Origin of the sequence: Pseudomonas sp. PSPC2-3 (assembly GCF_049898265.1) — a bacterium.
Lineage (GTDB): Bacteria > Pseudomonadota > Gammaproteobacteria > Pseudomonadales > Pseudomonadaceae > Aquipseudomonas > Aquipseudomonas veronii.
Genome location: NZ_JAFCXJ010000003.1, coordinates 328,579 through 342,908, shown reverse-complemented (window position 1 = coordinate 342,908; position 14,330 = coordinate 328,579). Strand labels below are relative to the sequence as shown.

Annotated in this window: 10 protein-coding genes; 6 read left to right on the top strand and 4 right to left on the bottom strand. The window is 62.2% G+C overall.

The annotated features are described in order from the left end of the window. Nucleotides 1–185: 185 nt before the first annotated feature. The 6 genes from ACP7E3_RS08995 to ACP7E3_RS08970 all read left to right on the top strand — a co-directional run bounded on the left by ACP7E3_RS08995 (nucleotide 186) and on the right by ACP7E3_RS08970 (nucleotide 9,789). On the top strand, nucleotides 186–1,352 hold the full coding sequence (locus ACP7E3_RS08995; protein ID WP_046384646.1) for an efflux RND transporter periplasmic adaptor subunit: 1,167 nt from the start codon (nucleotides 186–188) through the stop codon (nucleotides 1,350–1,352). Next, nucleotides 1,349–4,444 (top strand): multidrug efflux RND transporter permease subunit, encoded by a 3,096-nt coding sequence (locus tag ACP7E3_RS08990; protein ID WP_057004271.1) that lies wholly within the window; start codon nucleotides 1,349–1,351, stop codon nucleotides 4,442–4,444. The genes ACP7E3_RS08995 and ACP7E3_RS08990 overlap by 4 nt, the downstream gene beginning before the upstream one ends. A gap of 9 nt (nucleotides 4,445–4,453) precedes the next feature. Further along, nucleotides 4,454–5,131: a heavy metal response regulator transcription factor gene (locus tag ACP7E3_RS08985; RefSeq protein WP_017845918.1), complete on the top strand. Its 678-nt coding sequence runs from the start codon at nucleotides 4,454–4,456 to the stop codon at nucleotides 5,129–5,131. Continuing rightward, nucleotides 5,121–6,485, top strand: coding sequence for a heavy metal sensor histidine kinase (locus ACP7E3_RS08980; RefSeq protein ID WP_426122890.1), 1,365 nt, complete (start codon nucleotides 5,121–5,123; stop codon nucleotides 6,483–6,485). Before ACP7E3_RS08985 ends, ACP7E3_RS08980 begins: the two co-directional genes overlap by 11 nt. Before the next feature lie 395 nt (nucleotides 6,486–6,880). After that, nucleotides 6,881–8,209, top strand: coding sequence for an OprD family porin (locus tag ACP7E3_RS08975; RefSeq protein WP_426122888.1), 1,329 nt, complete (start codon nucleotides 6,881–6,883; stop codon nucleotides 8,207–8,209). A gap of 86 nt (nucleotides 8,210–8,295) precedes the next feature. Beyond that, entirely contained in the window at nucleotides 8,296–9,789 is a 1,494-nt protein-coding gene (locus ACP7E3_RS08970; protein ID WP_079442879.1) for a sensor domain-containing diguanylate cyclase, read from the top strand. Between the two features lie 95 nt (nucleotides 9,790–9,884). Here the strand turns inward: ACP7E3_RS08970 and lpxC are convergent, their stop codons facing one another. The 4 genes from lpxC to ACP7E3_RS08950 form a co-directional block, all read right to left on the bottom strand. Beyond that, a complete protein-coding gene (lpxC, locus tag ACP7E3_RS08965) occupies nucleotides 9,885–10,796 on the bottom strand; it encodes a UDP-3-O-acyl-N-acetylglucosamine deacetylase (RefSeq protein ID WP_003171886.1) in 912 nt (303 codons plus the stop codon). Between the two features lie 112 nt (nucleotides 10,797–10,908). After that, nucleotides 10,909–12,114: a cell division protein FtsZ gene (gene ftsZ, locus ACP7E3_RS08960; RefSeq protein ID WP_017845922.1), complete on the bottom strand. Its 1,206-nt coding sequence runs from the start codon at nucleotides 12,112–12,114 to the stop codon at nucleotides 10,909–10,911. A 68-nt stretch (nucleotides 12,115–12,182) separates the two neighbouring features. Continuing rightward, nucleotides 12,183–13,445: a cell division protein FtsA gene (gene ftsA, locus ACP7E3_RS08955; RefSeq protein WP_017845923.1), complete on the bottom strand. Its 1,263-nt coding sequence runs from the start codon at nucleotides 13,443–13,445 to the stop codon at nucleotides 12,183–12,185. 15 nt (nucleotides 13,446–13,460) lie between these two features. After that, nucleotides 13,461–14,330, bottom strand: a complete 870-nt coding sequence (locus ACP7E3_RS08950) for a cell division protein FtsQ/DivIB (RefSeq protein ID WP_026139894.1) — start codon at nucleotides 14,328–14,330, stop codon at nucleotides 13,461–13,463.

Here is a 14,330-nt window from a genome sequence, read left to right as displayed (position 1 = left end):
GGGGCCAGCTTGCGGGCCACACTGGCGCGCAGTATACCTGCGCCCTCAGGATCTTTAACCACCGCCTGTACGAATGGTCGGCGTTTACTGACAGCGCTGTCAGTTAGCAGTCACCTTGCTGACCGGGTTGACGGGCTATAAAGACACCTCACTCTTCCGTTCCTCTGCCCTGGCACCTCACTTCCATGCAAATTCAACGAAAAACCGCGCTGATCGTCGGAGTCCTCGTGGTGCTGGCGATTGCAGCCTGGGCCCTGACGCGGCCGGCCAAACCCAAACTGGCGGCGCCGACAGCGATCCCGGTACGGGTGGTGAGCGTGGCGCAACAGGACATCCCGCGTTTCGTCAGCGGCATTGGGACGGTGCTGTCGTTGCACAGCGTGGTGATCCGCCCACAGGTCGACGGCATCCTCACCCGATTGCTGGTCAAGGAAGGCCAGCAGGTCAAGGCCGGGGACCTGTTGGCGACCATCGATGACCGCTCGATCCGCGCCAGCCTCGAGCAGGCCAAGGCGCTGTTGGCGGAAAACCAGGCGCAGTTGCAAGTCGCGCTGATCAACCTCAAGCGCTACAAGGCATTGAGTGTCGACGACGGCGTGTCCAAGCAGACCTATGACCAGCAACAGGCGTTGGTCAACCAACTCAATGCCACCGTCCAGGGCAATCAGGCGGCGATTGATGCGGCAAAGGTGCAGCTTTCCTACACTCAGATTCGCTCGCCGGTCAGCGGCCGCGTAGGGATTCGCACGGTGGATGAAGGCAACTTCCTGCGCACGAGCGATGCCCAGGGGCTGTTCTCGGTGACGCAGATCGACCCGATTGCCGTCGAATTTTCCCTGCCGCAACAGATGCTGCCCACTCTGCAAAGCCTGATCGCGGCCCCTACCCCAGCCAGCGTCGACGCCTACCTGGGCGCCGACACCGACGGCCAGACCGGCGACCTGCTCGGTGAAGGCCACCTGAGCCTGATCGACAACCAGATCAGTTCCACCACCGGCACCCTGCGCGCCAAGGCCGAGTTCAATAACGCCACGCAGCGCCTGTGGCCGGGGCAACTGGTGACCATCAAGATCCAGACCGGCCTCGACAAAAACGCCCTGGTGGTGCCGCCGACCGTGGTGCAACGCGGCCTGGACGCGCACTTTGTGTACCGGGTCAACGGCGACAAGGTGGAGGTGGTGCCGGTGCAGGTCACCTACCAGAACAGCGACGTGACGCTCATCAAAGGCGTACAGGCCGGTGATGTGCTGGTCAGCGATGGCCAGTCGCGGCTCAAGGCCGGCGCTCGGGTCGACGTGCTCAAAGAACCGCCGCAAGTGATCCAGACCGTCGACGCCAAGGTGCAACCATGAACGCCAGCCGCTCGCCGTCGGCGTGGTGCGTCGACCACCCGGTCGCGACCCTGCTGCTGACCTTCGCCCTGGTGTTGCTCGGGCTGATTGCCTTCCCGCAACTGGCCATCGCCCCGCTGCCGGAAGCGGAATTTCCGACAATCCAGGTCAGCGCGCAACTGCCCGGCGCCAGCCCGGACACCATGGCCTCGTCGGTGGCCACGCCGCTGGAGGTGCAATTCAGCGCCATCCCCGGCATGACCCAGATGACCTCCAGCAGCGCCTTGGGCTCCAGCCTCTTGACCCTGCAATTCACCCTGAACAAGAGCATCGACACCGCCGCCCAGGAAGTCCAGGCGGCGATCAACACCGCTTCCGGCAAGCTACCCAGGGATATGCCGACCCTGCCGACCTGGAAGAAGGTCAACCCGGCAGACAGCCCGGTGCTGATCCTCAGCGTCAGTTCCGACAGCATGCCCAGCACCGAGCTGAGCGATTACGTGGAAACCCTGCTGGCACGGCAGATCAGCCAGATCGACGGCGTCGGCCAGATCAACATCACCGGCCAGCAACGTCCGGCGATTCGCGTGCAGGCTTCGCCCGACAAGCTCGCGGCCATCGGCCTGACCCTGGCCGACATCCGCGTGGCGATCCAGCAGTCGAGCCTGAACCTGGCCAAAGGCGCGATCTACGGGGAGAACAGCGTGTCGACGCTGTCGACCAACGACCAGCTGTTTCAGCCCGGGGACTACGCCCAACTGATCGTGTCCTACAAGAATGGCGCACCGGTTCAACTGCGCGATATCGCTAAAGTCATCAACGGCTCGGAAAACGCCTACGTACAGGCCTGGTCCGGCGACACCCCGGGGGTCAACCTGGTGATCTCACGCCAGCCCGGCGCGAACATTGTCGAGACCGTCGACCGCATTCAAGCGCAACTGCCGCGCCTGCAGGCCATGCTGCCGGCGTCGGTGCAGGTCAGCGTGTTGAGCGACCGCACCAAGACCATCCGCGCCTCCCTGCATGAAGTGGAAGTGACCCTGCTGATCGCCGTGCTGCTGGTGGTGGCGGTGATGGCGTTGTTCCTGCGCCAGCTGTCGGCGACATTGATTGTGTCGAGCGTGCTCGGGGTGTCGCTGATCGCCAGCTTCGCCCTGATGTACCTGATGGGCTTCAGCCTGAACAACCTGACCCTGGTGGCGATCGTCATCGCCGTGGGCTTTGTGGTGGACGATGCGATCGTGGTGGTGGAGAACATTCACCGCCATCTCGAAGCCGGGCTGGGCAAGCGTGAAGCGGCGATCAAGGGCGCCGGCGAGATTGGCTTTACCGTGGTGTCCATCAGCTTCTCGCTGGTGGCGGCGTTCATTCCGCTGCTGTTCATGGGCGGCGTGGTCGGGCGCCTGTTCAAGGAATTCGCACTGACGGCGACCTCGACCATCCTGATTTCGGTGGTGGTTTCGCTGACCCTGGCGCCGACCCTGGCGGCGCTGTTCATGCGCGCCCCGACCCATCCGGCCCACGCCAAGCCCGGTTTCAGCGAACGCCTGCTGGCCGGCTATGCGCGCAACCTGCGCCGCGCCCTGGTCCATCAACGCAGCATGCTGGCGATCTTCGTGGTCACGCTGGCGCTGGCGGTGGTCGGCTACGTGTTCATCCCCAAGGGCTTTTTCCCGGTGCAGGACACCGGCTTCGTGCTCGGCACCAGCGAAGCGGCGGCCGATGTGTCGTTCCCGGACATGGTCGCCAAGCACAAGGCCCTGGCCGAAATCATCAAGGCTGACCCGGCGGTGGCAACGTTTTCCCATTCGGTGGGCGTCACCGGCAGCAACCAGACCATCGCCAACGGCCGTTTCTGGATCGCCTTGAAAGACCGCGGCGATCGCGACGTGTCCGCCAGCCAGTTCATCGACCGCATCCGCTCGAAACTGGCGAAGGTGCCGGGCATCGTGCTGTACCTGCGCGCTGGCCAGGACATCAACCTCAGCTCCGGCCCCAGCCGCGCCCAGTACCAGTACGTGCTCAAGAGCAACGACGGCGCGACATTGAATACCTGGACCCAGCGCCTCACCGAAAAACTGCGCGCCAACCCGGCGTTTCGCGACCTGTCCAACGACCTGCAACTGGGCGGCAGCATCACCCACATCAGCATCGACCGCCAGGCCGCCGCGCGCTTCGGCCTGACCGCCACCGATGTCGACCAGGCGTTGTACGACGCGTTCGGCCAGCGCCAGATCAACGAGTTCCAGACCGAAATCAACCAATACCAAGTGGTGCTGGAACTCGATACCCAGCAACGCGGCAAAGCCGAAAGCCTCAATTACTTCTATCTGCGCTCGCCGCTGACCAACGAGATGGTGCCGTTGTCGGCCCTGGCCAAGGTCGACCCGCCCAGCGTGGGCCCGCTGTCCATCAGCCATGACGGCATGTTCCCGGCGGCCAACCTGTCGTTCAACCTGGCGCCCGGCGTGGCGTTGGGGGATGCGGTGATCATGCTCAACCAGGCCAAGAACGAAATCGGCATGCCGGCCACCATCCTCGGCAACTTCCAGGGCGCGGCCCAGGCGTTCCAGAGTTCATTGGCCAGCCAGCCGTGGCTGATCCTCGCGGCGCTGGTGGCGGTGTACATCATTCTCGGCGTGCTGTACGAAAGTTTCGTCCACCCGCTGACGATCATTTCCACCCTGCCCTCGGCTGGCTTGGGCGCGTTGATCATGTTGTGGCTGCTGGGGCAGGACTTTTCGATCATGGCCCTGATCGGCCTGGTGTTGCTGATCGGCATCGTGAAGAAGAATGGCATCCTGATGATCGACTTCGCCCTCGAAGCCCAGCGGGTCAGAGGCCTGCCGCCGGAGGAAGCGATCTACGAAGCCTGCGTCACGCGGTTCCGGCCGATCATCATGACCACCCTCGCCGCCCTGCTCGGCGCCGTACCGCTGATGCTCGGCGCAGGCCCCGGTGCCGAGTTGCGCCAACCGCTGGGGATCGCGGTGGTCGGCGGCTTGCTGGTGAGCCAGGCGCTGACGCTGTTCACCACGCCGATCATATACTTGTACCTTGAGCGGTTTTTCCACCGGCCCACACCAACGCCCGCGTTGGCGACCACACATTAAGGCAGGGTCATGCGCGTACTGATCGTTGAAGATGAAGAAAAAACCGCGGACTACCTGCATCGCGGCCTGACGGAGCAAGGCTACACCGTCGACGTGGCGCGTGAAGGCGTCGAAGGTTTGCACCTGGCGCTGGAAAACGATTACGCGGTGATCGTGCTCGACGTGATGCTGCCCGGTCTCGACGGCTTCGGCGTGTTGCGTGCCCTGCGCGCGCGCAAGCAAACGCCGGTGATCATGCTCACCGCCCGCGAGCGCGTGGAAGACCGCATTCGCGGCCTGCGTGAAGGCGCCGACGATTACCTGGGCAAGCCGTTTTCGTTCCTGGAGCTGGTGGCGCGCCTGCAAGCCCTGACCCGCCGCAGTGGCGGGCACGAACCGGTGCAGGTGACGGTCGCCGACCTGTGGATCGACCTGATCAGCCGCAAGGCCAGCCGCAACGGCGTGCGCCTGGACCTGACCGCCAAGGAGTTCTCGCTGCTCAGCGTATTGGCGCGGCGCCAGGGTGAGATTCTGTCCAAGACCGCCATCGCGGAGATGGTCTGGGACATCAACTTCGACAGCGACGCCAACGTGGTCGAAGTCGCGATCAAACGCCTGCGCGCCAAGCTCGACGGGCCGTTCGAACAGAAGCTGCTGCACACCATCCGTGGCATGGGTTATGTGCTGGAGAACCGCGGTGTCAACTAACTCCATCGCGCTGCGCTTGAGCGGCATGTTCACCCTGGTGGCGCTGCTGATCTTCCTGTTGATCGGCGGCGCGCTCTATCAGCAGGTGGACCGTGGCTTGGGCCTGTTACCCGAGGCCGAACTGGATGCGCGCTACAGCGTGTTGGAGTCCTCGGTGAAGCGCTTCGGCACGCCGGAGCATTGGACCAAGATCAAGGCCAAACTCAAGTTGTTGGCCGAGGAAGACAAGCGCATCCGTTTCTGGGTGGTGAGCAGCGACCCGAACTACGAATATGGCAGCCCGGACGCACAGATCCGCGCCTTCGCCACCGGCCCGACCGGCAAGCGCGACTTGCGCCTGGCCAATCACACCGAACCGTTCAAGGTGCTGGTGAGCCAGTTCCCCGCCCAGGACCAGCGCCCGCCGTTGCGCTTCATGATCGCCATCGACACCGAAAACTTCCGCGCCACCCAGCACCACTTGCTGGTGGCGCTGATCGGCCTGGCGTTTATCGGCGTGGTGCTGGCGGCGCTGCTGGGGTTCTGGGTCTCGCGCATCGGCCTCAAGCCGCTGAGTAAACTCTCGGACGAAGCGCAGAAACTCGCACCGCCGAAACTCTCCGGGCGCCTGCAACTGTCGCCGCTGCCGCCGGAGTTGCGTCAGTTCGTCAACTCGTTCAACGCCACCCTGGACCGCGTCGAACAGGCCTACTCGCGCCTGGAATCGTTCAATGCCGACGTCGCCCATGAACTGCGCTCGCCCCTGACCAACCTGATCGGCCAGACCCAGGTGGCCCTGACACGCGGGCGCTCGGCCGAACATTATTTCGAGGTGCTGCAATCGAACCTGGAAGAACTGGAGCGCCTGCGTTCGATCATCAACGACATGCTGTTCCTCGCCAGCGCCGACCAGGGCAGCAAGGCCACCAAGCTGATCGAGAGCTCCCTGGCCGACGAAGTGGCGACCACCCTCGACTACCTGGACTTCATCCTCGAAGACGCCCAGGTCCGGGTGCACGTCCACGGCGACGCCCAGGTGCAGATCGAAAGAGCCCACCTGCGCCGCGCACTGATCAACCTGCTGAGCAACGCGGTGCAGCACACCGCGCCAGGGCAGGTCATCGCGGTGAACATCGACGTGCGGGAGCATCAGGTGGCGATCGCCGTGACCAACCCCGGCGACGCGATTGCCAGCGAGCACCTGCCTCGGCTGTTCGAACGCTTCTATCGGGTGGACGCATCGCGCAGCAACAGTGGCGCCAACCATGGGCTGGGGCTGGCCATCGTCAAGGCGATTGCGCTGATGCATGGCGGCGATGTATTCGTGCGCAGTGACGCCGGCGGCAACACCTTCGGTATTACCCTGCCCGTCTAACGCTTGAGAACACTTCAGACCAATGTAGGAGGGAGCTTGCCCCCGATGGCGACGGATCAGTCAGTACTTCAGTGACTGATACACCGCTATCGGGGGCAAGCCCCCTCCCACATTGGCATGCGCTAAATCTCTGACTGTTGCGATTTGGGCAACAGTCATTATCTTGTTACACTCTGTATCGCAGCGCTCGCCTGCGTTAATTTGACGCATCGATGAGCGCGACGGCAAAGACAGCTGACCCGCTTACCCGAATTTCCCTCGACTTTTTTCCAGGGCTCTACACTGGGAATCTGTCTTAAAGCCGCTGACTTCAGCGGCTTTTTTTTTGCCGCAAAAAAGGCCAGGCACACCCCCACGACATTGGCCGTTTCCGTTTGACCAAAGGAGCTCCACCGGTGAAGAACTCGCTGACGTTCACCCCGTTATTCCTCGCGATTACAGCAACGATCGCCCCCCTCGCCCACGCAGCAGACACCACCCCCACCGACGGTTTCGTCGAAGGCGCAAGCCTCAAGCTCAACGCCCGCAACTACTACATGAACCGCGACCGTCACGACATCCACACCGATGACAACAAAGAATGGGGCCAGGGCTTTCTCGGCATCTTCGAATCCGGCTACACCCAGGGCACCGTCGGTTTCGGCCTGGATGCCCATGCCATGCTCGGCCTCAAGCTCGACGGCGGTGGCGGCACCGACGGTTCGAGCATCCTTCCATACGGCAACAGTCAAGGCAGCGGCAAGGCGCCGGGGTCGTTCTCCACCGCAGGCGGCACGTTGAAGATGCGCGCGTTCGACACGGAACTGAAAGCCGGCGACCTGTTCCTCAACAACCCGGTGATCGCCGGCGGCATGACCCGCATGCTGCCCCAGACCTTTCGCGGCGTAAGCCTGACCAACCACAGCCTCGACGGCTGGATGATCGAAGGCGGCCAGGCCAGCTTCACCAAGCTCTACAACCAGAGCGGCCACCAGCGCATCGGCACCAGCTACGGCACACTGCCGGAACACACCGACAGCCAGCACCTGGACTGGGCCGGCGTGTCGTTCAGCGGCGTGCCGGGACTGACCAGCAACCTGTACGCCGCCGAACTCAAGGATGTGTGGCACCAGTACTACTACGACCTGGACTACACCTACGCGCTGAACGACCTGGTCAGCCTCAACCCCGGCCTGCACTACTACCACACCCAAGACAGCGGCCAGTCGTTGCTGGGTAACATCGACAACAACACCTACAGCCTGCATTTCACCGTAGTCGTGGGCAGCCACAGCGTCACCGCCGCGTACCAGCGGGTCAACGGCAACACACCGTTCGACTACATCACCCAGGGCGACAGCGTGTACCTGGACAACTCCCAGCAATACTCGGACTTCAACGGCCCCAACGAGCGGTCGTGGAAGCTCAAGTACGCCTACGACTTCATCGGCCTCGGCATGCCGGGCCTGACCACTGCCGTGTCCTACAGCAGCGGTAAGACCGACCTGAGCAAAGTCGATCCCACCAGCCGGGGCTACAGCGCCTGGTACAGCGCCGACGGCCAGGACGCCAAGCACTGGGAACGGGACATCGACGTGAAATACGTGGTGCAGGGCGGCAACGCCAAGGATCTGTCCCTGCGCCTGCAATGGGCGACCAACCGCGGCAGCAATGGCTACTCGGCGGTGGATCGGGATGTGGATGAATACCGGGTGATCGTCGACTATCCGATCAACGTGTTCTAAGTCGCCGCACTTTCTTTGCAACCAAACAATCAATTTTCATCGGGTAGAACTAAACTGCCAGTATCTTCACCGTTGAAGTCTGCCCGATGAGTCCACGCCCTTTTCGTACCCCATCTGAACGCACAGAATTATTGTTGATGCTAGGCAGCGGCTTCACCGTCGCATTGATTGTGATTATCGTCGCGGTGCTGTTGATCCGCGAACACGCCAGCACCCTGCAGGCGGCGAAACGCTCAACCACCAACATCACCCAACTGATCAACGCCGATGTGCTGCGTAACGTCGAGCTATACGACCTCGCGCTGCAAGGGTTGATCGCCGCCACGCAGCGCACGGATTTGTCCAAGGTATCGGGGGATATCCGGCATCTGGTGCAATTCGAGCTGTCGACGGCCGCGCTGTTCAAAGACCAAGTGCTGTTGCTGGACGCCAATGGCGCCGTCGTTGCTGACTCTTCGACGCTCAAGCCGACCTCGCGTAATTTGGCTGATCGCGACTACTTCCTCGTGCATAAAATCACCAACCAGAGCGACCTGTTCATCAGCCGGCCGTTCATGATTCAGTGCCATTGCGAGCAAGTCTGGCGCATCGCGTTCAGCCGCCGCGTCACCGGCGCCAACGGCGAGTTCCTCGGGGTCGCGGTGGCCACCATGCGCCTGGCGTACTTCGATCAGTTGTTCAACAGCCTGACCATCGGCAATAGCAGCTCGGTCAACCTGTTGAGCAGCCACGGCATTCTCCTGGCCCAGCAACCGCTGCTGGAGCGCGACATGATCAACAAGGACCTGAGTGATCGCCCCAACTTCAAGCGCATGCTGCGCGAAGGAAGCGGCAGCTTTCGGGCCATCTCGACCATCACCGGCAAGGAGCGCCTGTATACCTTCACCAATGTCGGCGAGCTGCCGCTGATTGTGGTCGTGGCGTTGTCCAGTGAGGACGTGTTCGCGCCATGGAAGCGCGCGGCGACGCTGACCGGCGGCGCCACCGGCATCCTGTGTATCGGCCTGTTATGGCTGACCTGGATGCTGCGCCGGGAACTGCGCCGCCGTTTTCGCGCGGAGAAGGTGCTGTCAGAACTGGCAGCCACCGACGCGCTCACCGGCCTGGCCAACCGGCGCATTCTGGACCAACGCCTGCGCCTGGAATGGGACCGCGCCCAGCGCTCCGCCGAACCGCTGACGCTGTTGATGATCGACGTCGACCACTTCAAGGCATTCAACGACCGTCATGGCCATCACGGCGGCGATGAGGCGTTGCGCAACGTCGCCCAGGTGATCGGCGGCAACATCCGTCGCCCGGCCGACCTGGCCGCACGTTATGGCGGTGAAGAGTTCGCCGTGGTGTTGCCGTCTACCGATATCAGGGGCGCATGGCTAATCGCCGAGCATATCCGCCGCGGCGTCGAGCACTTGCCACGGGTGGCGGGGGATGAACGGCCGATTACCGTGAGCATTGGCCTGAGTACGTGGGACAAGCGCAGTCGCATGTCCCTGGAGGACTTGCAGCTCAGTGCGGACCGCGCGCTGTATGAAGCCAAGCACAGTGGGCGCAATTGCATCGTGGAGGCAACGGCGCGATGACTGAGGCGAACAGGCCATTGTGGCTCACTCGCCACGGGAAATAAAAAGGGCCACCCGAAGGCAGCCCTTAAAAACTAAAGAAAGAGAGTTGTTACTTACACCGCCGCAACGGGACGCATGTAAGAGATCGGTGCGGTGCTGGCATCTTCGAAGGTCACGACTTCCCAAGCATCTGTCTGCTCAATCAACTTGCGCAGCAGCTGGTTGTTAAGGGCGTGGCCCGACTTGAAGCCTTTGAACTCGCCTATCAGGCTATTGCCCAGCAGGTAGAGGTCACCGATTGCATCGAGGATCTTGTGCTTCACGAATTCGTCTTCATAGCGAAGGCCGTCTTCGTTCAGTACACCATCCGCGTCGACCACAATGGCGTTTTCAACGCTGCCGCCGAGTGCGAGGTTGTGCTTGCGCAGGTACTCGATGTCACTCATGAAACCAAAGGTGCGGGCGCGGCTGACTTCTTTTACGAACGAAGTACTGGAAAAATCCACGCTTGCGCTTTGGGTGCGGTCGCGAAATACCGGGTGATCGAAATCGATCTCAAAGCTCACTTTAAAGCCTTCGAACGGGACGAAGGTGGCGCGCTTGTCGCCGTCTTCTACTGTCACTTCCCGCAGAATGCGAATGAACTTCTTGGCTGCGTCCTGTTCTTCCAGGCCGGCAGATTGAATCAAGAATACGAAGGGACCAGCGCTGCCATCCATGATGGGGACTTCGGACGCGGAGAGCTCGACGTAGGCGTTATCGATGCCCAGGCCAGCCATGGCCGAGAGCAAGTGCTCCACCGTGTCCACCTTGACGTCACCGTTGACCAATGTGGTCGACATCGTGGTTTCGCCGACGTTTTCCGCGCGAGCAGGAATCTGCACCACAGGGTCCAGGTCGGCACGAACAAACACGATGCCGGTGTCGACAGGTGCAGGTTTGAGGGTCAGGTATACCTTCTCCCCGGAGTGCAGACCTACACCTGTGGCACGAATAATATTCTTCAGGGTGCGTTGTTTAATCATGGCTTGGACCGCTTCAGCGCAAATTGCGAACTGGTATCAACAAAGGCTGGCGATAATAGCAGACCAGACCTTTGCTGAACACCAATCACCTTCATAGCCCTGATACATTCCATTAATCGGCCTGACGACGCAGGAATGCCGGGATGTCCAGGTAGTCCAGGTCATCTTGCGGATTCGGGCTACGGGACGCTGCAGCACCGGCCTGAGCCTGATTGCGCATCACGGTCGGACGGTCCAGATCACGGTAGTTCACCGACGGCAGTTCCTGGCGCGCAGGCGCTGGAGCGGCAGCCGCTTGGCTGGCGTGGCTGTTGTGGCCGGTGTGAACGGTATTGTCGATGACCTTTACAGGCTTCTCGATTTTTGCGCCCAGGCCGGTCGCGACCACGGTCACATGCAGTTCGTCGCGCATGTCCGGATCGATCACGGTGCCGACTTTGACCATCGCGTGCTCGGAAGCGAAGGCTTCGATGATGCTACCCACGTCGGAGTACTCACCCAGGGACAGGTCAGGACCGGCGGTGATGTTCACCAGGATGCCGCGTGCGCCTTGCAGGTTCACGTCTTCGAGCAACGGGTTGCGGATGGCCGCTTCGGTGGCTTCACGCGCACGGTTCGGACCGCTGGCGCAGCCAGTGCCCATCATCGCCATGCCCATTTCGCTCATCACGGTACGCACGTCGGCAAAGTCGACGTTGATCATGCCCGGGCGCTTGATGATGTCGGAGATACCGCGAACGGCACCGGCCAGTACATCGTCAGCCTTGGCGAACGCGGACAGCAGGCTCGCGTCCTTGCCCAGGATGGTCAGCAGCTTCTCGTTGGGGATGGTGATCAACGAGTCGACGCTTTCAGACAGCAGACGGATACCTTCGTCGGCGATCTGCATGCGCTTGCGGCCTTCGAACGGGAACGGACGAGTCACGACGGCGACCGTCAGAATCCCCATTTCCTTGGCCACTTCGGCGATGATCGGCGCTGCACCGGTACCGGTACCGCCGCCCATGCCGGTGGTGATGAACACCATGTTGGTGCCTTGCAGCACTTCGGCGATACGCTCGCGGTCTTCCAGCGCGGCTTGACGGCCGACTTCCGGGTTGGCGCCAGCGCCGAGGCCCTTGGTCACGGCGGTGCCCAATTGCAGGATGGTCCGCGCGCCGATGCTCTTCAGCGCCTGGGCATCAGTGTTGGCGCAGATGAATTCAACGCCTTCAATGTTGCTCTTGACCATATGGTTGACAGCGTTGCCGCCGCCACCGCCGACACCGATCACTTTGATGACCGGGCTTGCGGGGATGTTGTCTACGAGTTCGAACATTTTCCCTCTCCTTTCGTATTCTCTAGTTTTTTCGCCTACTGCTTTTTTTACGGTGTTGCGGTAAATCGTTAGAAATTGCCTTTGACCCAAGCCTGCAACCGTTCGAACAACGGCGCTTTCGCTTCGTCGTCGCCGCGGTAGCTGTCGCGGATGCTCGGGCCCGACAGGGAAATGCCGTCGGTCTGCTTTTGCAGCCCGTACAACAGCAAGCCCACACCGGTGGAATAAATCGGGTTGCGCACGACGTCGCCCAGGCCTTTGACGCCATGGGGCACGCCCAGGCGAACTGGCATGTGGAAGATCTCTTCGGCCAGTTCGACCGCGCCTTCCATCTTCGAGGTGCCACCGGTCAGCACGATGCCGGCCGGGATCAAATCTTCGTAGCCGCTGCGGCGCAGTTCCGCCTGGATCAGGGTGAACAGCTCGTCGTAACGCGGCTCGACCACTTCGGCCAAGGCCTGGCGCGACAGCTCGCGCGGTGGACGGTCGCCCACGCTCGGCACCTTGATGGTTTCACCGGCACCGGCCAGTTTGGCCAGAGCGCAGGCATAGCGGATCTTGATCTCTTCGGCGTACTGCGTCGGTGTGCGCAACGCCATGGCGATGTCGTTGGTGACCTGGTCGCCGGCAATCGGGATCACGGCGGTGTGACGGATCGCACCCTCGGTGAAGATCGCGATGTCGGTGGTGCCGCCGCCGATGTCGACCAGGCACACGCCCAGTTCTTTTTCGTCGTCGGTCAGTACCGAGTAGGCCGAAGCCAGTTGCTCGAGAATGATGTCGTCGATTTCCAGGCCGCAGCGACGCACGCACTTTTCAATGTTCTGTGCGGCATTGACCGCGCAGGTCACCACGTGGACCTTGGCTTCCAGGCGCACGCCTGACATGCCCAGGGGCTCGCGCACGCCTTCCTGGTTGTCGATCACGTAGTCCTGCGGCAGGGTGTGCAGCACGCGCTGGTCCGCCGGGATCGCCACGGCCTGGGCGGCGTCGAGTACGCGCTCAAGGTCGGCCGCGCTGACTTCGCGGTCGCGGATCGCCACGATGCCGTGGGAGTTCAGGCTGCGGATGTGATTGCCCGCTACGCCGACGAACGCCGAGTGAATCCGGCAACCGGCCATCAGCTGCGCTTCTTCGATGGCGCGCTGGATCGATTGCACGGTGGACTCGATGTTCACCACCACGCCCTTCTTCAGGCCCCGGGACGGATGCGTGCCAATACCGACGATTTCGATCGTGCCGTCTTCCCCGACCTCGCCCACCAGCGCCACCACCTTGGAGGTGCCGATATCGAGACCGACGATCATTTTGCCGCTTTGCACGTTTGCCATGGGTCCTGCCTCTTCTTAATTCTTCGCGACAGCGGGTTGCGCTGCCGTGGGCGCAGCCGGTTCACGCCAGCCGACGGCAAGGCCGTTGGCGTAACGCAGGTCGACGCTCGCAATGTTCGTAATCTGTTCTTTCAAGGTCTTTTCATAGATGGCAATAAAGCGGCGCATCTTTTCCACCAAGCGGTCGCGTCCCAGCAACAACTCGATGCCCGGGCCGGAACTGCCTGCCCCGGTCGTCAAAAACCAGCTGCCCCGTTCACGCAATTCCAGGCGTGCAATGGAGAAGCCCAGCGGCCGCAGCATCTGGCTCAAGGCCTGGTACTGCTGCATCACTTGCTGCTGCGCCCGCTGCGGCCCGAACAGCTGCGGCAGGTGCTCGTAATTGGCCAGCTCACGCGGGGTGAACGCCTGGCCCTGGTTGTTCAACAGCGCCTCATCGCCCCAACGGGCCACGGGCAGTTGTTCTTCCAGGCGGATCGTCACCTGGTCCGGCCATACACGGCGGACTTCGGCGTGGGCGATCCACGGCATCTGCTCCAGCTCCCGGCGCATGCCGGCCAGGTCGATGGTGAAGAAGCTCGCCGCCAGGAACGGGCCGATGCGCTGCTGCACCGCTTGCTGGCTGATGTAGCTCAAGTCGCCCTGCACGCTGATCTTGGTGATCGGCCGGTCGGCATAAGGCAATAGACGCTGCGCGCCTTCGTAAGTGCCGAAGCCCAACACCACCAGCAACACCGGCCAGAACAGCGCCTTGAGGAAACCAAAGTTGGCTTTCGGCAGGCGCGCCGACATCGGCTCTTTAGCCACCATTCGGCTGGCACCCCGTGGCACCGGCTTGCGGCCGGGTGCGGGTGGGGGCTGATGACGAAGCGATGCGCCTTTCAT

Bases quoted from the DNA above. Each gene is read 5' to 3' on its own strand.
- ACP7E3_RS08995 (WP_046384646.1), top strand. From the start codon at position 186: ATGCAAATTCAACGAAAAACCGCGCTGATCGTCGGAGTCCTCGTGGTG.
- ACP7E3_RS08990 (WP_057004271.1), top strand. From the start codon at position 1,349: ATGAACGCCAGCCGCTCGCCGTCGGCGTGGTGCGTCGACCACCCGGTC.
- ACP7E3_RS08985 (WP_017845918.1), top strand. From the start codon at position 4,454: ATGCGCGTACTGATCGTTGAAGATGAAGAAAAAACCGCGGACTACCTG.
- ACP7E3_RS08970 (WP_079442879.1), top strand. From the start codon at position 8,296: ATGAGTCCACGCCCTTTTCGTACCCCATCTGAACGCACAGAATTATTG.
- lpxC (WP_003171886.1), bottom strand. From the start codon at position 10,796: ATGATTAAACAACGCACCCTGAAGAATATTATTCGTGCCACAGGTGTA.
- ftsZ (WP_017845922.1), bottom strand. From the start codon at position 12,114: ATGTTCGAACTCGTAGACAACATCCCCGCAAGCCCGGTCATCAAAGTG.
- ftsA (WP_017845923.1), bottom strand. From the start codon at position 13,445: ATGGCAAACGTGCAAAGCGGCAAAATGATCGTCGGTCTCGATATCGGC.
- ACP7E3_RS08950 (WP_026139894.1), bottom strand. From the start codon at position 14,330: ATGAAAGGCGCATCGCTTCGTCATCAGCCCCCACCCGCACCCGGCCGC.